The organism is uncultured Desulfovibrio sp., from assembly GCF_944324525.1.
Classification (GTDB): Bacteria; Desulfobacterota; Desulfovibrionia; order Desulfovibrionales; family Desulfovibrionaceae; genus Desulfovibrio.
The window spans coordinates 1-19,247 of sequence record NZ_CALUWS010000026.1; the positions used below are offsets into that span (position 1 = coordinate 1).

Sequence of the window (19,247 nt, forward strand, 5' to 3'; positions counted from 1 at the left end):
TCGCGCTCTGCTGTCGATGTCCGTAAGGCTCCTGCCTCGCCTAACGGACACGGCCCCTCGGGCCGCCTTTCGGTCGCGCTCTGCTGTCGATGTCCGTAAGGCTCCTGCCTCGCCTAACGGACACGGCCCCTCGGGCCGCCTTTCGGTCGCTGCCGGCGCGGGAGGGGATCCCCTTCCCACCAAGCCCCCCATCCCCTCCCCAGCGCGCTTTCACCTGGGGAAGAGACAAGGGCGAGGCTCCCCCCGCCGCCAAGCGGCCTTCACGGGGACAATGCTTGTTGCGCCGCGCTGCAACCTTGGCTATCATTTGCCGCACATTCACATTTTTTCGCAGGAGTGGCCCCATGCCGACACCCATTCTGGAAAAGGAAAGCCTCATTCCGGGCAGGACCAGCAAACTGGTCCTGCATGCGCCGCAGATCGCACGCAACGCCCGCCCCGGGCATTTCGTCATGCTGCGCATGAGCCCCGAAGGCGAGCGCATCCCGCTCACCATCGCCGATACCGACCCTGAAAAGGGGACCATCGTCATCGTCTATCTGGTCATGGGCAAGAGTACGGCCCTGCTGGAAGACCTCAAGGCCGGAGACAGCATCCTCGACGTCTGCGGGCCGCTCGGCAAACCCACCCATATCGAGAAAAAGGGGACCGTCGTCTGTGTGGGCGGCGGCACGGGCATCGCCGCCATGCACCACATCGCCAAGGGGCACTGGCGGGCCGGCAACCGCGTGGTGGGCGTCATCGGCGCGCGCACCAAGGATCTGCTGCTCTTTGAAAAGGAGCTTTCCAGCTTCGCCCATGAACTGCTCATCTCCACCGATGACGGCAGCTATGGCCGCAAGGGCCTTGTGACCGACCTTTTGCGCGAACGTCTGGAAACGGACAAGGACGTCTTCGAAGTGGTGGCCGTGGGCCCTGTGCCCATGATGGCCGCCGTGGCCGAGACCACCCGCTCCTTCGGCGTGCGCACCACCGTCAGCCTCAACCCCATCATGGTGGACGGCATCGGCATGTGCGGCGCCTGTCGCGTGACCGTGGGCGGCAAGACCAAGTTCGCCTGTGTGGACGGCCCCGAATTCGACGGCCATCAGGTGGATTTTGCCGAACTGCGCCGCCGTCTCGGCGCTTTCCGCGAACAGGAGAAGATCTCCCTTGATCAGTACAGGAGCCAGCATGGAAACTAAGGAAAAAAAGACCGTCGCCCCGCGTACGGACATGCCCTGTCAGCCTGCCGACGTGCGCGCCCGCAATTTCGACGAAGTGGCTCTCGGCTATACCAAGGAAATGGCCATGCAGGAGGCCGCCCGCTGCCTGCAGTGCAAAAATCCCCGCTGCGTCAAGGGCTGCCCGGTGGAAGTGCCCATCCGCGACTTCATCGGCGAGGTGGCGCGCGGCAACTTTGACGCCGCCTACCGCATCATCAAGACCACCAACAGCCTGCCCGCCGTCTGCGGCCGCGTCTGCCCACAGGAGAACCAGTGCGAAGGCAACTGCATCCTCAAGGCCAAGGGCCAGCCTGTGGCCATCGGCCGTCTGGAGCGCTTCGTGGCCGACAACCACATCGCCTCTTCGGCCTGTGAGCAGGTCACGGGCACCAATTCCTGTGCCGTGCCGCTGGGCAACAAAAAGATGGCCTGCATCGGCTCCGGTCCGGCCTCGCTGACCTGCGCGGGCGTCTGCGCCGCCGCGGGCATCAAGGTGGACGTGTTCGAGGCCCTGCACGAGCCGGGCGGCGTGCTCATCTACGGCATCCCGGCCTTCCGTCTGCCCAAGAACGTGGTGGCTACCGAAGTCAACGGCCTGCGTCAGACCGGCGTGGACTTCCATCTCAACCATGTGGGCGGCCGCACGGTGAGCGTGACCGAACTGGCCAAGGAATACGACGCCGTGTTCATCGGCGTGGGCGCGGGCCTGCCGGTCTTCCTCGGCGTGCCCGGCGAGAATCTGGTGGGCGTCTTCTCGGCCAATGAATATCTCACCCGCGTGAACCTCGGCCGCGCCTACGACTTCCCCAACCACGACACCCCGGCCTTCCTCGGCAAAAACGTTACCGTGTTCGGCGCGGGCAACGTGGCTATGGACGCCGCCCGCACCGCCCTGCGCATGGGCGCGGAAAACGTCCACATCGTCTATCGCCGTACCCGTGCGGAAATGCCCGCCCGTCATGAGGAAGTGGAACATGCCGAGGAGGAAGGCGTGAAATTCGCCATGCTCTCGGCGCCTGTCCGCTTCAACGGCGACGACGAGATGCGCCTTGTTTCCGTCACCCTGCAGAAGATGGAACTGGGCGAACCGGACGCCTCCGGCCGCCGCCGCCCCGTGCCGGTGCCGGGCTCGGAGTATGACCTGCCCACCGATCTGGCCATCGTGGCTTTGGGCACGCGCTCCAATCCCATCCTGCTGGAAGCCACCGAAGGGCTGGACAAGACCGAACGCGGCTACATCAAGGTCAATGAAGAGACCGGGGAAACCTCCCTGCCCAACGTCTTCGCCGGCGGCGACATCGTCACCGGCGCGGCCACGGTCATCCTGGCCATGGGCGCGGGCCGCAAGGCCGGTCAGGAGATCGTCCGCCGTCTCGGCGGCATGTAACAGGCAAACGTCATCATGGGAGACGGGAGGCGTGCGGCACTGGCCGGAGCGTCTCCCGCTCCCTCTTTTTTTCCCTGCGCGCCACAGGCTGCGGCGCTCCCCCGGCCCGGCGGCAAGGCTCCCCTCACCCTCTCCCGGCATCGACCGGAACCACAAGGACAGGCCATGATCTTGCGGGATCTGCACACCCACACCCTCTATTCTCACGGCCGCAACACCCCGGCGGAGATGTACGCCGCCGCCGAGGCCGCCGGTCTGCGTCTCTACGGCTTCAGCGAGCACTCTCCCCGCCCGCGGGGCTATACCTACAGCCACGAATACCGCGAACAGCTCGAGGCGCACATGGAGGATTATGTGCGCGAGGTGGCGGCCCTCAAGGCCCAGGCCGAAGCGGATCCCTCCCGCTGTCAGGTGCTCTTCGGCATGGAATTCGACTGGCTGGATGCGGAAGAAGCCTTCGTGCGCGCCGCCGCTGCCGCCTACGACTTCGACTACCGCCTCGGCAGCGTCCACTATCTCGGCACCTGGGGCTTCGACGACAAGCTGGAAGACTGGGATATCTCGCAAGACGCCTGCGAACAGCATTACCGCGCCTATTTCGCCGCCTGGCGGAACATGATCGCGTCCGGCCTGTTCGACATCGCGGCCCACCCCGACATCATCAAGCTGTTCAGCGTACAGAAGTTCCATACCTGGCTGGCCAAGGCCGACAGTCAGGCGCTGGTGCGCAGCGCCCTTGCCGAACTGCGGGACGCCGGCATGAGCATGGAGATCTCCTCGGCCGGCCTGCGCAAGCCCTGCCGCGAGATCTACCCCTGCCCCACCTTCATGCGCCTTGCCGCCGAACTGTCCGTGCCGGTGAGCTTTGCCTCCGACGCCCACGGCATCGAAGAAGTGGCCTACGCCTTCCCGCAGCTCGCCAACTACGCCCGCGCCTTCGGCATCACCGAAAGCGTCTGGTTCGTGCGCGGCCGGATGCACCGGGAAGCATTTTAGGGGCTGTCGTCAGTGTGGGGGGAAGGGGAACCCCTTTCGCTAGCGCGCAAAGGGGTTCCCCTTCCCCCCATACCCCCCAACCCCTCCCCAAACGCGCTTTACCGCCTCCCTGCTCCGGCATCACGGCACCCAAGCCCTCCCCCGACCCCACCGCAGCCAAAATCTGTAAAAAAACAGGACGGTTTGCGCTGTCCGGTCTCTTTTTCATCCCGACGGGGGACAAAACAGCCACGCGACGCCTTGCCAGCCCGCGCCGCCCGACATGTACCCTGATAAAAGTTTTGGGAAAGGAGTTCCTCTTCCCCCCACACCCCTACCCCCTCCTCAAACGCGCTTTACTGCATCCCTGCTCCGGCGTCACGGCATCCAAGCCGTCCCCGACCCTACCGCAGCCAAAGTCTGTACAAAAGGCCGGACGGTTTACGCTGTCCGGTCTCTTTTTCATCCCGCTGGGGGACAAAACAGCCACGCGACGCCTTGCCGGTCCGCGACGCCCGACATGTACTCTGATAAAAGTTTTGGGAAAGGAGAGGGGGAGCGCGAGGGGGAGAGGGATAACCGTTTTTCAAAACGGTTTCCCTCTCCCCCTCGCATGATCACTTTTTTTTCGTGGGGTGCACATACGGGCATCGACAGTTCCCTCCAAAACGAAACATCCCCCGGCATAATCACGTCGGGGGATGGTGTTTACCTGGGCATCATCCGGGGTCAGGCGTTATCCTGCGCCGGGGGCTGGGCGGCGTCCTGCGCCAGCGGGGCCGCAGGTTCCAGCGGGTTGGCGGGCTTTTCCACGGCGGCGGGCTTCTTTTCGGGCAGGGGCGCTTCCACCACGCTGCCGTCCGGCAGCACCATGGACAGGGCCCGCACCGGGCAGGCCTCCATGCAGGCGGTGATGCGCTTGCCGTTCTCCTCGCGCCAGGCCTTGCACATGTCGCAGCGCACGGCCACCTCGCGCCGGGAACGCTGGGCCATGGTCTCGGTGCCGTCGGCGGCCATGTCCGGCATGCCGATGGTATCCAGGGTGATGGTACCGTAGGGGCAGACCGCGATGCAGAGCTTGCAGGCCACACAGAGCTGTACGCGCATGTTGATGCGTCCGTCCTTGTCCTGCTGCAGGGCCCCGGTGGGGCAGATGGCGCAGCAGGGCGCGGGCTCGCACTGATGGCAGCGCACCGTCGTGCGGAAGCCCTCGGCCTTGACCACCTGCACGCGCGAGACGAGCACGTCGCGGTGCTTCATGGCCTCCTTGAAGCTCATGCCGTGGTGGGCCGCGATGCAGGCCACTTCGCAGCGGCGGCAGGCGCGGCACTTGTCGGGAACAACTTGAATATGCTCAATCATGCTTTTACTCCGCTTCCACATCAAGGCCCATGAGGGTCAGTCCGTGTCCGCCGCTGAAACGCAGCCGCTCCCCGCCGCATTCCGGGCAGACGAAATGCCGCCGGGTCAAGGCAAAGGCCGCGCCGCAGGCGTCACAGCGGCAATCCAGCGGGGCCGTTTCCAACACGAGTTCGGCCCCTTGCGCCGGGCCGTTCTCGGCAAAGAGCTCGAAACAGGCCCGCAGGGTCTCCGGCTCCACGCAGGAGAGCAGCCCCAGGCGGCAGGTGAGACGGCTGATGCGCTTCACCCGCCGGGCATCGGGCCGGGCGTTGTGCTCCTCCACGGCCCGGACGGCCGTACGGAGCAGCCCCTGAACGAGCGCCGCCTCGTGCATGCCCCGCCGCTCAGCGTTCCGTGCAGGACACGCAGGGGTCGATGCTGTTGGTGATCAGCGCCACATCGGCCACGGTGCAGTCCCGCATCATGACGCCGAGGGCTTCCCAGTTCATGTAGGACGGTACCCGCCACTTGAGCCGGGCCGGCATATCCGTATCATTGGTACGGATGTAGTAGAAAACTTCGCCGCGCGGCGCTTCGCTGCGGGCGCAGGCCTCCGCCGGGTGGATCTGGTTCATGGGCGCGGTCACCGGCCCGTCCGGGCACTTCTCGCAGCACTGCCGGATGATGCGGAAGGACTGGAAGATCTCATCCAGACGCACCAGCGTCCGGCTGTTGACGCAGCAGCCGTCCCGGTGGATGACATCGAATTCCAGTTCGGGATAGGCCGCATAGGGCGAATCCTTGCGCACGTCATGCGTGATGCCCGACCCGCGGGCCACGGGGCCCACCACGCCCAGCCGCACGGCGTCCTCCAGCGGCAGCAGACCAAGACCGCGCGTGCGGCCCAGCAGCATGGGGTCGTTGTCGTAGATGTCGCGGATCTCTTCCACGGCGGGCTCCATCTTGTCCAGCATGGACAGGATGTAGTCGAAGTGCCGGGGCTCCACATCGCACTTGACGCCGCCGATGCAGTTGGACGCCAGGTTCATGCGGTTTCCGTAGACGGTCTCCTTGACGTCCTGCATCATCTCCCGCACTTCCATGACGTGCATGAAAAGGGACTTGTAGCCGATGATATGCGCCTGGATGGCCGTATTGAAGAGGTGCGAGGCCACCCGCTTGATCTCTTCGGCCATGACGCGCAGATAGCGGGCGCGCGGCGGGATGACGATGCCCAGCACGTTTTCCACGGCCATGCAGTAGGTGAAGGAATGGCTGTTGGAACAGAGCGAGCAGACGCGCTCGGTCAGCGTGGTGTTCTGGATAAGGTTGCGCTGGCTGGCCAGGGCTTCCATGCCGCGGTGCACATGCCCGGAGGTAAGCTCCACCTTGCGGATGATCTCGCCATCCACGGTGAGATGGAAGTAGACGGGCTCCTCAAGCGCCACATGCACCGGGCCGAGGGGCATTTGAAAGGTCGTGGGCGTGCTCATGCCATGTTCCCCCTGTCCTTGAGGATGCGTTCCCAGAGGTCGGTGGTGCAAGCGCCGTTCATCATGACCGACAGCGGCACGGCCTCGTTGAGCACGCCCGCGTCCAGCTCCTCGTCAAGGAAGAGACGGCGCGGGTTGGGGTGCCCTTCCACACGGATGGCGTACAGCTCCATCATTTCCCGCTCGTGCCAGTCGGCATTGGCGAACAGGGGCGTGATGGACGGCACGGTCTGCCATTCGCTGCCCAGGTTCACCGTCAGATTGTAGATCACGCCCTCCAGCTCGAAGTGATAGCAGATCTCCTGCTGCTGTTCGCTGAGCTGATGCCGGTTGTACGCCGAGATCATGCACAGGCGCGCGCCGGCCTCCTTCAGACGGGCGGCGGCCTGCGGCAGCCGGCGCGGCTGGGGCAGCTTAAACCAGTGATAGGCGTTGCCGTAGGCGTCCGTGCTGTGATGGACGGCGGCGGGAGAGCCGCAGTCGCCGGTCAGCGCGTCGATGAGCCCCGGACGGCCCTTGATGATATCCTGCATGACTATCCTTTGCCCGATCGGGCAGCTTATTTCTTCACGGGAGAGGCCGATACGGCCACACTGTCATCTTGCGCCCGTCCCTCGCCGGACGCGGGCAGATGGCAGGTATTGCGCTTGGCGTCCTCGATCTGGCGGCACTTGGGGCAGAGATGCCGGATGACGTCCGGATCGAGGCTCGTGTTGTGTGCATAGAGTTTGCGGGCCAGCGGCAGCGGGATGGGCCGGATGAGCGAACCGCAATGGGAGCAGGGCTCATAGGTGATGGTCTGCTGCTCCAGCATGCCGAACTTGTCCGCCTCCACATGGGCATGATGCCAGTCGTCGTCGATGGTGATGGCCCCGGTGGGGCAGTAATGCCGGCAGGAGGCGCACAGACAGCAGGAGTCCTGCCAGACGCTGATGGTATAGCCGGATCCGTCCTCATTGTGCCGGATATGGATGGCCCCGGCCGTGCAGGAATAACGGCACATGCCGCAGCCCATGCAGAGCTCGGGATCGATGCGCACCGTACCGCGGATGCGCTCCGGCGAAAAGGTCTCTCCCAGCGGGAAGGGATCCGTGCTCGGCCCCTCAAGGAGATTGCGGAAAAGAATCTTCAGAAAGCCTGCCATATTCACTCCTTGGGGACGCCGCTCTCGCGGCGGGGCGCCGTCAGCATGCCGCAGACATGGTGACAGACCCCGCAACGGCGGCAGGCGCTCTCCCCTTCCATACGGGCGTTCAGGGATGTCAGCTGCTCGTTGAGGCCGCGCAGCAGCCCGCCCAGCCGGGCCCGCAGCCGCCGCAGGGGCGAGGCGGCCCCGTGGCCCATGTTCCGCCCTGCCGTCATCCTAGGCCTCCAGCCCCAGCTTCCTGAGCCAGATCTGCTTGGCCAGCACCACGCCTTCCAGGATGGCCTGGGGACGCGGCGGGCAGCCGGGCACGTTGACGTCCACCGGGATATGCCGGGAAATGGGCCCCTCGATGGAGTAGCCCTCTCGAAAGACGCCGCCGGATATGGGGCAGATGCCCACGGCCACCGTGACCTTGGGCTCGGGGATCTCGTTCCAGACGGTCAGCACCCGGTCCCGCACGCGGGTCGTGAGGGGGCCGGTGATGAGCACGATGTCCGCATGGCGGGGACTGCCGCAGTACCGGCAGCCGAAGCGCTCCACGTCATAGCGGGGGATGCAGGCCGTGGTGGCCAGTTCCACGTCACAGCCATTGCAGGAGCCGGCATTGATGCGGAAAAGCCAGGGCGAGCGCACCGACAGTTTCTTGAGCAGGGTATCAAGGCTCATGGCCGCCTCCTTACAGAGCCCAGACGAGCAGCAGGCTGCACAGAGCCAGCGCCGTGGGCACGGTCACATAAAAACGAAAGGCCTGATCGATGCGGAAACGCCCGGTGGCCGACTTGACCAGCGTCAGCGACACCAGCATGAGGCCCAAGCACTTGGCCAGGAACCAGAGCAGATTAACGGGCCAGTAGTCGGAGATGAGCCCCGGGAAGAAGAGCGCCACGCCAAGCCCCAGCACCACGAAAGTCTTGAGCGCGCCGCCCATCTGATAGAGGGCCAGCAGCGGCCCGCCGTATTCCAGCAGGGGGCCCTCGATGATCTCCGTCTCGGCTTCAGGAATGTCGAAGGGCACCACGCCCATGGTGCCGGGCAGGAAGATCAGGTAGGCCGCCAGCGCCGGGATCATGGCCGGATGGAAGCCCAGCGAACCTTCCGCCAGCTGCCAGTCGATGATCCGCAAAAGCGAGAATTCCGCCATGCCGCCGGTCTGGGAGCCGATCATCATGGCCACGGCCAGCAGGATCATGAGCAGCGGCATCTCGTAAGCCAGCATGAGCAGCATCTCACGCGAGAAGCCCACCGCGCCGAAGGGCGAGCTGGAGGCCGAACCGCCCAGCATCATGGCGATGGCCGGTATGGGCAGCAGGTAGAAGAGCACCAGCAGGTCGCCCATATCGTACAGACCGCCGAAGACCCCGGGGACGGGGATGAAGGCCGCGCAGACGGCCATACCCGCAAACCCCACCACCGGCGCGGCCAGGAAGACGCTCTTGCAGGCCGTGCGGGGGATGAGGGTCTCCTTGGTGCAGAGCTTGGCGATGTCCAGCCAGGGCTGGAGGAGCGGCGGCCCCACGCGGCGCTGCAGGCGGGCTTCCACACGGCGGTCGAGGGCCTTGTAGAAGAGCCCCAGCGTCAGCGCGAAGAGTCCGCCGGGAAAGAGGGTCATGTGCAGGATGGCGTACAGGGTCTCGCTCATGCTTCATGCTCCTTGCTGGCACGCTCGCCTTGCGCGGGATCGGGCGCGCCGGGGATCTGTCCCAGCAGGCGGACAAGGCCGCCGTAAATGCTTGCGGGCTTCATGCGGCTGGTGGCCGTCTCCGGCGGCAGACCGCAGGTATGCACGTCGATCTCACGCAGGCGCACGAAGCACTTGACGAACAGCACCCCGCCGCCCACGGCCAGGGCCATCATGACGGCCATGCCCGTGGCGTTCCAGGCGCCGGGGCCCACGGCGATGCCCGCCGGGGAGACAGGCAGCGGCGCAAGGCCGTATTCCAGCAGCACCACATTGATGGGCCAGAGCGCCAGCCCGGGGAAGATGCCGGTCAACACGCAGCCCACGGCCAGGATGCCCATGGGCAGGCGCATGATGAACGGGACCTCGGCGATACGCTCCAGATGCGGCGCGGGCTGCCCGAGGAAGGCGGCATGGAGGAACTTGGCCACATAGGCCAGGGTGATGACGCTGCCCACCAGCGAGAGCAGGGCCAGCAGGGGCTGCCCCGCCTGCATGAGTCCGTGATAGATGAGCCACTTGGAGCTGAAACCGCTGGTCGGCGGCACGCCCACCACAGACAGGCCCGCGATGGCGAACATGGCAAGGGTGAAGGGCATACGGCGGCCCAGCCCGCCCAGATCTTCCAGCGTCTCGCAGTGGCTGGCGAACATCACCGCCCCGCAGACGAGGAAGAGCAAATCCTTGAAGAAGACGTGGTTCACGACGTGCAACAGGCCGCCCGCATAGCCCAGCGAGCCCCCCGCCGCCACGGCCAGCACCATATAGCCGATCTGGCTGACCGTGGAATAGATGAAGACCAGCTTGACCTGATTGGCCACCAGCGCCTGCAGGGCCGCATAGACGATGGTGATGCCGCCGATCCACATGGCGGCAAGGCGCATGCGGTCAAGGGCCTCGCCGGACATGAGATGCGCGGCCAGCGCGCTCCCGCCCAGCAGCAGGAAGAGCTTGACCAGGCCGAAGATGGAACTTTTCAGCAATACGGAAGAAATGAAGCCCGACACCGGCGTGGGGGCCACGGCCGGGTGCATCTGCCAGTCGATGCGGAAGGGAAGCTGGGCCGCCTTCATGAGGAAGCCCACCCCCACGAGGCAGAAGCCCAGTACGAAGGGCGCGCCCGCATTATGCCACTGCAAGGTGGAGATGGCGGCCGCGATCTCGGTGGGACGGGCGCTCATGGCCAGATTGCCGCCCAGGAAGCAGACCCCCACGAAGATGAAGCCCGCGCCGCAGACGTTGAAGCAGAAGTACTTGAAGGCCTCGCGCAGGGAGAGCGCGTCGCCCTCGTGGGCCAGCACCAGATAGAGCGTCCAGGCGCTCATGATCTCCCAGAAAAGGAAGAAGCTGAACAGAGTCTGCGCGGCCGCCATGCCCACGAGACCGCCGCACATGGCCGTGAAGGCGCAGTAGAAACGCCACTGGCTGTGGCTGTGGCTCATGTAGCCCAGCGCATAGACCACGTTGAGCGCGCCCACCAGCGGCACCAGCAGGGCAAAGCCCCAGGAGAGCGCGTCCAGATACTGCCCCTGCACCACCACAAGCGCGGCGGTCAGCAGCAGGACGAGCAGCGCGGCCAGCCCGGCCAGCCGTTCATTGTGCGGGAAGAAGGCGGGCGCCAGCGCCCCGAAGACCGGCAGGGCCACGAAGGCGGGCCAGATGCCCGTATCGGCGAAGATGAGCAGCAAGGGCGAAGGCAGGCTTGCGCCGGTCTCCAGCCGCACGAGAGCCGATACGGCGGGCGTCAGCACCATGTCCAGCAGCCAGGGCGCGATGCCCGGGGCCAGACAGAGCAGGGCCAGCACCAGCAGGGCAAGACGCATGAAGAGGGGCGCTTCCGTCACGGCGGGCAGATGCGCCGGACGCTGTTCAAAGACCAGCGTCCTCAGGATGCGGATGTAGTAGACCGCGCCCACCAGAGAACCGATGAGGATGAGCGCGCCCAGCCAGAGGTAGCCCGCGTCCACCACGGCCTTGACCATGAGGTATTTGCTCAAAAAGCCCCCGAAGGGCGGCAGGCCCATGATGGTGATCAGTCCCACGCTCATGCAGGCCACCGTCCACGGCATCTGCCGGCCCAGGCCGCGCAGGTCTTCCAGCCGGCGGGACCCGGCGCGCAGGATGAGCGCCCCGGCCCCGAGGAAGAGCAGATCCTTCATGACGGCGTGCATGGCCACATGGGCCAGAGTGGCGTAGGTGGCCAGCACCGTGCCCACGCCCAGAGTGAGGGTGATCTCCCCGAGCTGTCCCAGCGTGGAGAAGGCCAGCAGACGCTTGATGTCCTGCTGGCGCAGGGCCATGAGCTCGCCGTAGACGAGGGTGAAGGCCCCCATGAAGACCAGCGCCGTGCCGAACCAGGTAAGACCGTAGAGCCCTGCCGGGAGAAGCGGGGCCGTGGCGGCCGGGATCAACAGCAGCAGGAGCCCGAAAATGCCCATCTTGGTGATGATGCCCGACAGCGGGCCGGACACGGACGAGGGCGCCGCCGGGTGCGCGTCCGGCAGCCAGGAATGGAGGGGCACCAGACCGGCCTTGACCGCAAAGCCGGCCAGACAGCACACCAGCCCGGCCTGGAGGCCGGCGTCCGACATGCCCCGCATATGCTGGAAGACGTCGCCAAAGAACATCTTCCCGTCGCCCAGCAGGGCGATGCCGGGCATGAGCAGCAGCGCGCCGCCCGCGCACATGAGATAATACTTGAAGCCGGCATCCAGTGCCGCCCGCCGTCCCTCATGCACCACGAGGAAATAGGAGGCGAAGGTCATGAGCTCCCAGTAGCCGTACAACGCGCCGAAATTGGGTTCGCTCACGATGCCCGCCAGCGCGGCGAAAGTCAGGGGCAGGAAGAACCAGTAGCGCGCCGGATGCTCGTCATGGGCCATGTAGTCCAGCGAATAGAGGCTGACCACTAGGGCCACCAGACCGATGAGAACAAGGAAAAACTGGGAGAGGCCGTTGATGGGATAGACGAAGACGCTGACCAGCGCCAGCGCCGAGGTCAGCACCACGGCCCAGGGAGCAAGCCGGTTGCGCAAAAGACAGCCCGCTCCGCCCAGCGCCGCCCCGGCATAGAACAGCCAGAAGGCCACATGCGGTTCAGGATGATGCAGCCTGATGGGCGACAGCCAGCCGCTTTCCAGAAAGGACATCAGTTCGTTGCGGAACAGACCCGCCAGCGCCACGATCAGCGCCAGCAGCAGGCCGGCGACGCCGGGCCGTCCCCCTTCCGGCAGCGCGGCGGCATGCGCGGGCCGCGTTTCCAGCAGCGACACCTGCACGGCATGCAGGTGCAGGGCAAGGAGAACCAGCGTGCAGGCCAGCATCAGCAGCATCAGCGGCAGAGCGAACTCCGACGACGGCGGCGAGCCGTAGATGTATCCCTGGACGAAGCGCAGGCGTGCCTCCGGCACGAAGAACGGCGATCCGCCCACGCTGGCCATGAGCCCCAGTCCCAGCAGCGCCCCGCTGACCGGACGCAGCCGCCCCACGCCCCGCAGGGCGCTCAGCGCCGGCGTGATCCCCTTGGCGAGATCGCCCAGAGCGCACAGGGCCAGCAGCCGCGTTGCGGCCTGGAAGAGGATGAACAGGGGGAGCGCGTCGGCGAAGGTGGGAGCGGGACACGCCATGGCGATGCACACCACGCCGGCGTCTTGCAGCGCCCCCCAGCAGATGAGGCGTTTCAGGTTCTCGCGCTGTCGCACTGCCTGCCAGGTTCCGAAAAGGAGAAAAAGCAGTCCCGGCACAAGAAGGACGGGAAAACCGGCCATTGCGGTAGATATGGTCATACGCGCCCCGGACGTTGGCTGCCCGCGTTTTTCCCTCGCGGCCCGGCATGGTGCATGGCCTTCACGCTGCGGGAAGTGGCGAACGGCAAAAACGGATAAGAAACTCCCTTCACAAGCGTCTAGCGTAGCGGAAACATCCCCTCCTTGCAAGCAAGCCCGCCCTCTTCGTCTGCCGACATCAGCGCCGCCCGCCCTCTCCGGCGGCGTGCCGCGCCGTTGCGCCTCTCCGCAAGCGGATCTTGTCCTGTCCCGGGCCGGCCCGTGACGGCCTTCACATACACTGCCGGGGCGGCTAGACCGGATTCGCAGGGAAATTGAGTCCCATTTCCCTGCTGACGCTGCCCTCACATGACGGAAAAAGCGTGGTTTTTCCGTGTGTTCGCTTGCGGGTAGTCGCTCTCGCGACTACCAGAGCAATCCACATTTTCAATGGGGATTGCTCTATATTGACATATCAAGTTATATTGATACAAAATATGCCATCACGTCACTTACCGTTGAAAGGAGCACATCCATGACGACCATCGGCAGCCTGCTGCGTGAACGCCGCGAGCCCTTCATTTCCTTCGAATTCTTCCCGCCGTCCGACCCGGCGCAATTGTCCGCCTTCTACGAGACGGCGGCCCGCCTCAAGGCCGCCGGTCCGCTCTTTGCCTCGGTGACGTACGGCGCAGGCGGCGGCAAGCAGCAAAACACCCTGTCCGTCACGGCGGAGCTCGTCCGGCGCGGTTTCCAGGTCATGGCCCACCTGACCTGCGTGGGCGCGGAACAGGAACGCATCAGCGCCTTCCTGGAAGAGCTGCATGCCGCCGGCGTGCAGGACGTGCTGGCCCTGCGGGGCGACGCCCCGGCGGATCAGCCGCAGTGGGACTGGGAGGCCGGGCGCTTCCGCCATGCGCTGGATCTCGTGCGTTTCATCCGGCGACAGATGCCGGACATGGGCGTGGCCGTGGCCGGGTATCCCTGCCCGCATCCCGAATCGCCCAGCTTTGCGGCGGACAGGCACCATCTGGCCGAAAAGATCGCGGCGGGCGCGGACTTCGTCGTGACGCAGCTCTTTTTCGATGTCCGCGAATATGTGGAACTGGTGCGCGGCCTGCGGGCGCAGGGCTTCACCACGCCGGTCATCCCCGGCATCCTGCCCATCCAGAGCTTCGACTCCCTGCGCCGTGTGCTGCGCCTCTGCGGGGCCAACATCCCCGGCAAGTTCTATCTGGAACTGGAAGAAGCCAACAAGACCGGCGGCGTGGAAGCCGTGCGCGAGGCCGGCCTGCGCTTCGCCGTGCGTCAGATCCGCCGTCTGCTCGATGAAGGCGCGCCCGGCATCCACCTCTACACCCTCAACAAGGCCGACATGTGCCTGCGCCTCGTGGAAGAAGCCGGACTGTAACGACCGCGGCGCGCGTATTTGTTTGGGGGGAAGGGGAACCCCTCCGCCGGCGCGGGAGGGGTTCCCCTTCCCCCCAAGCCCCCCCATCCCTTCCCCAGCGCGCTTTTGCCAAGGGAGAGTCAGGGCCACGAGGCATCCCCGCCCCAAAGGCAAGCGGAGCGTATAGAAAGTATTCGTTTTATTTGCTGAAATTATTTGTAAAATTTGTGTTGATACGCCCTAGGCGACGCAGGAGCCTTACGGGCATCGACAGCAGAGCGCGACCGAAAGGCGGCCGAAGGCCGTGCCCGTTGCGACGAAGGAAGCTACGGGCATCGACAGCAACGCGAGGGGTTCCCCTTCCCCCCAAACAAACAGCTCACAGGAACGACAAGCCCGCACAGGCGTCGTCCGTGCTTCAGCGCCGGAGATCCAGCGGCACGCGCACCCGCTGTCCGGCCTTGTTGCGGAAGAGCACGTAACCGTTTTTCCATCCGAAAAGATAGACCCGGCGGGTAACGTCCACATCCTTGCGGCAATAGGCGGCGATCTCCTCCACGCGGCCCTCCTTCCACCAGCGCAGGGCCTGCAGGCCGTCGGCGCTCTTGCCCTCGTCAAGGGTGGCCTGCGCCACATTGTCCAGCGATACGCGGTAATGCAGACGTTCCTGCAGGCATTGCAGCAGATCGAGGCCGGGCAGCTCCTTCAGGGAAAAGCCCGCGAAAGGCTGGAGCACGGCGTAATCGAAACGGAAGGAATTGAAGCCCACCACCAGCGGCGCGTCCCGCAGGCGGTCGAAGCAAGCCGCCAGCTCTTCCTGCCGGTAGGTATGGAACCGCCCGTCCCGGCTGTCGTAGAGCACGGCCACGCTCACGCCCATTTCCCCGGCCCGATGCCAGCCGCCCACCTCGGCGGCGCTGCGCCGGGTCTCCACGTCCAGCACCACGAAGGGCGGCACGCCCTCCTCGGAGAGTTCCGCCGCAGCCGGGGCCGCCGCAGCCGCTCTTTCCGGCGCATCGGAGCCCGGCAGCCTGTCCGGCCGCTCCGCATGGGCGGCAGGCGTCGCGGCTGGCGGGCCTGTCCGCTCCCGCCGCGCCCCGGCGGCAGCGCCCTCCTCGCCCGCACTGCCCAGCCCGCGATCCGGAGCGGGCGAACAACGCCATTCCCGTTCCAGCGCCTCGCCTTCGGCCTCGCCGCCCGGGGCCAGCACGTCATCCACCAGCGCCACGGCCCCGGCCTTGCTGATGGGGCGGTTACCCGAACCGCACTTGGGCGAATGCACGCAGGAAGGACAACCGTCCTCGCAGGGGCAGGAGGCGATAGCCTCCCGGCTCAGGCGCAGCAGCTCCCCGGCTTGCGGGAAGGCCTGGCGCGTCAGGCCCGCGCCGCCGGGCAGGCCGTCATAAATGAACACGCCCGGCAGGCCGGTCTGCGGATGCAGCGGGATGGAGATGCCGCCGAAATCGTTGCGGTCCGCCATGACCAGCAGGGGCAGCAGGCCGATGGCCGCATGTTCCAGCGCATGGATGGCCCCCATGAAATGCACGAACGCTTCTTCCAGCCGCAGGCGCGTGCTGTCGGGAAAGACGTACCACAGCCCTTCCGTCTCAAAGACATGCGGCGGCGCGTCCAGCGGGACGATGGTCAGCAGGCGGTTGCCGGAGGTGCTGCGCTTCTCGTAGCCCGTGACCTGATCCATGATCCGCAGGCGGCCCCGGCAGACCATGCCCCGGCCCAGCGGACGGCGCTCCGTCTCTTCCAGGATGTCCGTGCTCTTCTGGCCCCGCACCCGCGTAAACCAGCCCACCTTTTCCGGCCGCACCAGCACCCGGCCGCGCTCGACGTCCAGCTCCTGCACCACATAGCTTTTGCCCTGATGCAGATAGACCGCGCCGGGATGCGTCTCCCGCCAGGCGCGCCAGCCGTCCACCGAGCCGATGATGCGCCCTTCCGTGTCCTCGATGACGCAGGATTGCCCCGCGCCGCGCAGATCCACCAGCCGCTGGGGCCGCTTGCGGGCCGCCAGCCACTGATCTCCCTCCGCGCTGCGCAAGAGCGTGCCCGTCCGCTCAAGCTGCCGCACGGCCTCCCGTACCGCCGCCTGCCGCAGCCAGCCCTCCCCCTCCCGCAACGGCATCTCCGCCGCCGCGCATTCCAGATGCCGGGAGAGGATCACCTCGTTATCAGGGTTGACCACCGCCTTCTCCGGCGGACGGCTGAAAAAATCGTCCGGATGGCGCATAAAATACTGATCGAGCGCGTCCTCCCCAGCCACCAGCAGCACCGCGGACTCCTGCTGCGCCCGGCCCACGCGGCCGCCGCGCTGCAGCGTCGCCATGACCGTGCCGGGATAGCCCACCAGGATGCAGACATCCAGCCCGCCGATGTCGATGCCCAGTTCCAGCGCGCTGGTGCTGACCACGGCCAGCAGCTCGCCCGAGGCCATGCGCGCCTCGATGTCCCGCCGCTCTTCCGGCAGATAGCCCGCCCGGTAGGCCGCGATCTTTCCGGCATACGCTCCGTGCAGGCTCCCCGCCCAAAGGCTGATGAGTTCGGTCATGCGCCGGGAACGGCAATAGACGATGGTGCGCAGCTCGCGGGCCAGCGCGGCCTTGAGCAGATCGATGGCCGCCGTGGACGGACTTTGTTCGGGATCCAGAAAGACCACATGGCGCGGTCCCTGCGGCGCGCCGGATTCGTCCACCACCACGGGCGCGGGCAGACCGTCCGCCTCGTCCGCTCCGCAGAGCGCCGCCGCCAGTTCGCCGGGATTGCCCACCGTGGCCGTGCAGAAAATATAGGTCGGCCGCGCGCCGTAGCGCCCGGCAAGCCGGTTGAGCCGCCGGAACACCTGCGCCATGTGCGCCCCGAAGACCCCGCGGTAGGTATGGGCCTCGTCCACCACCACATGGGACAGTCCCGCCAGAAAAGCGGCCCACTGCTCATGATGCGGCAGGATGGCCAGATGCAGCATCTCGGGATTGCTGATCAGCACCTGCGGCGGGTCCCGCCGGATCTTGCGCCGGAAATGCTCCGAAGTGTCCCCGTCGTACAGGGCCGCCCGTGGACGGCTGATCTCCGGCCACAGGGCGCACAGGCTGTTGAAGCTCGAAAGCTGATCCTGCGCCAGCGCCTTGAGGGGAAAAAGATACAGGGCCCGGGCGTCCGGGTCCTGCAGGTAACGCTCCAACACGGGCAGATGATAGACGAGGCTCTTGCCGCTGGCCGTGGGCGTGGCCACCACCACCGATCGCCCGGAGCGCACATAGTCCGTGGCCAGCGCCTGATGCGCATACAGCCGCTCCAGCCCCCGCGCTTCCAGCAGCCGCCGCATGGCCGCCGGCCACGGCAGGCGCGAATCCGCAAACCGCGCGTCCCGCCCCGGCAACAGGCGGTGCGTCCGTATCTGTCCGGCAAAGCGCGGCGATGCCAGCAGTTTTTCTATGTATTCATCCACCGGCACGGACTATTCTCCGGCCGGCCCGCTCGTTTCGCCCGTCTCCATCGTCGCGCCGTCCCCGCTCAGGCTGTTGGCCGCGTGCCCCACATCCACGGATTCGCTCAGGCCCTCCTCCGGCGGCACGCACAATCCTGCCGCCTCGCAGGCCGTCAGACGCCGCACCACCCGCGCGGGAGCCCCCGCCGCCACGCACAAGGGCGGCACGTCGCGCGTTACCACGCTGCCCGCGCCGATGATGGCCCCGTGCCCGATGGTGACGCCCTTCAGCACCATGCAGCCCATGCCCAGCCAGGCATGATCGCCGATCTCCACCGGCGCGTCATGCTCCAGCCCCGGATCGACGCAACGCCGCTCCGGCGGCCACGGGGCATGGAAATCCGAATCCACCACGATGCAATTGGGCGCAAGCATCACCTGCCGCCCCAGTTTGATGCTGGTGGAACGCGCCGTCAGCGCCGCCCCCGTGAGCTGGCAGCCCTCCCCCAGCACGATCCGCGCGCCGGGGCCGAACGTCCGCAGACGGCACGGCGCCAGCACCGTGGCCGCCGTGGCCCGCCGCCACGAAGAAATGAAGCTGCACCCCGCGCCGATCTCGATGCTGCTGCCCGGCCAGCGCATGAGCCCCACCGGGCCGTGCGCGCTCACCCCCGCGCCCATATCCACCCCAAGAAAACGCGCCTTGCAGCGCAGCCGCAGCGTCCCCAGCAGCCTGCCGCCATCCTGCATGATCCGCAGGCTCGCGTAACTGATGACATTGGCGGGCGTCAGCCCCCGCTCCCGGATCTTGCGCCAAAGGCTCATTCGGGCTCCTCTTTTGCTTGGGGAAGGGGGTTTGGGGCGAGGGGGAGAGGGGCCCCCTTTTGAAAAAGGGGCCCCTCTCCCCCTCGCGCTCCCCCTCTCCCTTCCGAAAACTTTTGTCAGGGTCACAGACGGGATGACGCGGCACGACAGCCTCCCGCCGTCTCCTCCGTCCCCCGGCAACATACCAGAAGAACACGCCGCACGACAGCAAAAAAAATCCCCGCCCTCCGGTTGCACCGGAGCGTTTTTTTTACGAGGGGGAGAGGGAGCCCCTTGAGAGCGTTTTGCCTTGAAAAAAGGCAAAGCGCGAGGCGGCGGCACAGCGCCGCCCGGCCAAAAGTGAGCGGAAAAACCGCGTTTTTTCCGCGAAACGACAGGCCGTATGGTTTGAAACGCGAAGCGTTTCAAACTGAAAATGTTCCAGAAAAGGGTCTCCCTCTCCCCCTCGTGCTCCCCCTCTCCCTTCCGAAAACGTTTGTCAGGATCACAGACGGGATGACGCGGCACGACAGCCTCCCGCCGTCTCCTCCGTCCCCCGGTGACATGTCAGAGGGATATGCCGCAACGACAAGAGCGCCTGTCCTCCAAGACATCCCCGCAAAAAAT

General features: G+C 66.2%; 15 protein-coding genes. 4 read left to right on the forward strand and 11 right to left on the reverse strand.

Going from position 1 to position 19,247, the window contains the following annotated elements; all coding sequences use genetic code 11:
* The first annotated feature begins 344 nt into the window (after positions 1 to 344).
* The 3 genes from Q0K12_RS07860 (at position 345) to Q0K12_RS07870 (ending at position 3,588) form a co-directional block, all read left to right on the forward strand.
* Positions 345 to 1,184, forward strand: a complete 840-nt coding sequence (locus Q0K12_RS07860; protein WP_297261730.1) for a sulfide/dihydroorotate dehydrogenase-like FAD/NAD-binding protein — start codon at positions 345 to 347, stop codon at positions 1,182 to 1,184.
* On the forward strand, positions 1,174 to 2,592 hold the full coding sequence (gene gltA / locus Q0K12_RS07865) for an NADPH-dependent glutamate synthase (protein WP_297261732.1): 1,419 nt from the start codon (positions 1,174 to 1,176) through the stop codon (positions 2,590 to 2,592). The genes Q0K12_RS07860 and gltA overlap by 11 nt, the downstream gene beginning before the upstream one ends.
* 165 nt (positions 2,593 to 2,757) lie before the next feature.
* Complete coding sequence (locus Q0K12_RS07870; RefSeq protein WP_297261734.1) at positions 2,758 to 3,588, forward strand: histidinol-phosphatase; 831 nt, start codon at positions 2,758 to 2,760, stop codon at positions 3,586 to 3,588.
* A 708-nt stretch (positions 3,589 to 4,296) separates the two neighbouring features.
* On the opposite strand, the gene Q0K12_RS07875 is transcribed toward Q0K12_RS07870, so the two are convergent.
* Genes Q0K12_RS07875 through Q0K12_RS07915 form a run of 9 tightly spaced genes read right to left on the reverse strand, consistent with a single transcriptional unit; the run spans position 4,297 to position 13,011 of the window.
* Entirely contained in the window at positions 4,297 to 4,929 is a 633-nt protein-coding gene (locus tag Q0K12_RS07875) for a 4Fe-4S dicluster domain-containing protein (protein WP_297261735.1), read from the reverse strand.
* A 4-nt stretch (positions 4,930 to 4,933) separates the two neighbouring features.
* Positions 4,934 to 5,302, reverse strand: coding sequence for a hydrogenase maturation nickel metallochaperone HypA (locus Q0K12_RS07880; protein ID WP_297261737.1), 369 nt, complete (start codon positions 5,300 to 5,302; stop codon positions 4,934 to 4,936).
* A 10-nt stretch (positions 5,303 to 5,312) separates the two neighbouring features.
* Positions 5,313 to 6,401, reverse strand: coding sequence for a nickel-dependent hydrogenase large subunit (locus Q0K12_RS07885; protein ID WP_297261739.1), 1,089 nt, complete (start codon positions 6,399 to 6,401; stop codon positions 5,313 to 5,315).
* Entirely contained in the window at positions 6,398 to 6,934 is a 537-nt protein-coding gene (locus Q0K12_RS07890) for an NADH-quinone oxidoreductase subunit C (protein ID WP_297261741.1), read from the reverse strand. Before Q0K12_RS07890 ends, Q0K12_RS07885 begins: the two co-directional genes overlap by 4 nt.
* A 26-nt stretch (positions 6,935 to 6,960) precedes the next feature.
* A complete protein-coding gene (locus Q0K12_RS07895) occupies positions 6,961 to 7,545 on the reverse strand; it encodes a 4Fe-4S binding protein (protein WP_297261743.1) in 585 nt (194 codons plus the stop codon).
* A 2-nt stretch (positions 7,546 to 7,547) separates the two neighbouring features.
* On the reverse strand, positions 7,548 to 7,745 hold the full coding sequence (locus Q0K12_RS07900; protein ID WP_297261745.1) for a hypothetical protein: 198 nt from the start codon (positions 7,743 to 7,745) through the stop codon (positions 7,548 to 7,550).
* A gap of 19 nt (positions 7,746 to 7,764) precedes the next feature.
* The gene (gene nuoB / locus Q0K12_RS07905) at positions 7,765 to 8,214 is read right to left on the reverse strand and encodes an NADH-quinone oxidoreductase subunit NuoB (RefSeq protein ID WP_297261747.1); all 450 of its coding nucleotides are present in this window, start codon (positions 8,212 to 8,214) and stop codon (positions 7,765 to 7,767) included.
* Between the two features lie 10 nt (positions 8,215 to 8,224).
* Positions 8,225 to 9,187: a complex I subunit 1 family protein gene (locus Q0K12_RS07910; RefSeq protein WP_297261749.1), complete on the reverse strand. Its 963-nt coding sequence runs from the start codon at positions 9,185 to 9,187 to the stop codon at positions 8,225 to 8,227.
* The gene (locus tag Q0K12_RS07915; protein ID WP_297261751.1) at positions 9,184 to 13,011 is read right to left on the reverse strand and encodes a proton-conducting transporter membrane subunit; all 3,828 of its coding nucleotides are present in this window, start codon (positions 13,009 to 13,011) and stop codon (positions 9,184 to 9,186) included. The genes Q0K12_RS07910 and Q0K12_RS07915 overlap by 4 nt, the downstream gene beginning before the upstream one ends.
* Positions 13,012 to 13,525: 514 nt before the next feature.
* Between Q0K12_RS07915 and Q0K12_RS07920 the strand changes: the two genes are divergently transcribed.
* Complete coding sequence (locus Q0K12_RS07920) at positions 13,526 to 14,401, forward strand: methylenetetrahydrofolate reductase (protein ID WP_297261753.1); 876 nt, start codon at positions 13,526 to 13,528, stop codon at positions 14,399 to 14,401.
* Between the two features lie 397 nt (positions 14,402 to 14,798).
* Here Q0K12_RS07920 and Q0K12_RS07925 read toward each other — a convergent pair whose 3' ends face one another.
* Together Q0K12_RS07925 and Q0K12_RS07930 are read right to left on the reverse strand one after the other, a co-directional pair.
* Positions 14,799 to 17,843 (reverse strand): DEAD/DEAH box helicase, encoded by a 3,045-nt coding sequence (locus Q0K12_RS07925; RefSeq protein ID WP_297261755.1) that lies wholly within the window; start codon positions 17,841 to 17,843, stop codon positions 14,799 to 14,801.
* 3 nt (positions 17,844 to 17,846) lie between these two features.
* Positions 17,847 to 18,641 (reverse strand): acyltransferase, encoded by a 795-nt coding sequence (locus tag Q0K12_RS07930; protein ID WP_297261758.1) that lies wholly within the window; start codon positions 18,639 to 18,641, stop codon positions 17,847 to 17,849.
* Positions 18,642 to 19,247: the final 606 nt, after the last annotated feature.

What these genes read in the sequence shown, in the direction of transcription:
- Q0K12_RS07860 (WP_297261730.1), top strand. Translation starts at nt 345, where the DNA reads ATGCCGACACCCATTCTGGAAAAGGAAAGCCTCATTCCGGGCAGGACC.
- gltA (WP_297261732.1), top strand. Translation starts at nt 1,174, where the DNA reads ATGGAAACTAAGGAAAAAAAGACCGTCGCCCCGCGTACGGACATGCCC.
- Q0K12_RS07870 (WP_297261734.1), top strand. Translation starts at nt 2,758, where the DNA reads ATGATCTTGCGGGATCTGCACACCCACACCCTCTATTCTCACGGCCGC.
- Q0K12_RS07875 (WP_297261735.1), bottom strand. Translation starts at nt 4,929, where the DNA reads ATGATTGAGCATATTCAAGTTGTTCCCGACAAGTGCCGCGCCTGCCGC.
- Q0K12_RS07880 (WP_297261737.1), bottom strand. Translation starts at nt 5,302, where the DNA reads ATGCACGAGGCGGCGCTCGTTCAGGGGCTGCTCCGTACGGCCGTCCGG.
- Q0K12_RS07885 (WP_297261739.1), bottom strand. Translation starts at nt 6,401, where the DNA reads ATGAGCACGCCCACGACCTTTCAAATGCCCCTCGGCCCGGTGCATGTG.
- Q0K12_RS07890 (WP_297261741.1), bottom strand. Translation starts at nt 6,934, where the DNA reads ATGCAGGATATCATCAAGGGCCGTCCGGGGCTCATCGACGCGCTGACC.
- Q0K12_RS07895 (WP_297261743.1), bottom strand. Translation starts at nt 7,545, where the DNA reads ATGGCAGGCTTTCTGAAGATTCTTTTCCGCAATCTCCTTGAGGGGCCG.
- Q0K12_RS07900 (WP_297261745.1), bottom strand. Translation starts at nt 7,745, where the DNA reads ATGGGCCACGGGGCCGCCTCGCCCCTGCGGCGGCTGCGGGCCCGGCTG.
- nuoB (WP_297261747.1), bottom strand. Translation starts at nt 8,214, where the DNA reads ATGAGCCTTGATACCCTGCTCAAGAAACTGTCGGTGCGCTCGCCCTGG.
- Q0K12_RS07910 (WP_297261749.1), bottom strand. Translation starts at nt 9,187, where the DNA reads ATGAGCGAGACCCTGTACGCCATCCTGCACATGACCCTCTTTCCCGGC.
- Q0K12_RS07915 (WP_297261751.1), bottom strand. Translation starts at nt 13,011, where the DNA reads ATGACCATATCTACCGCAATGGCCGGTTTTCCCGTCCTTCTTGTGCCG.
- Q0K12_RS07920 (WP_297261753.1), top strand. Translation starts at nt 13,526, where the DNA reads ATGACGACCATCGGCAGCCTGCTGCGTGAACGCCGCGAGCCCTTCATT.
- Q0K12_RS07930 (WP_297261758.1), bottom strand. Translation starts at nt 18,641, where the DNA reads ATGAGCCTTTGGCGCAAGATCCGGGAGCGGGGGCTGACGCCCGCCAAT.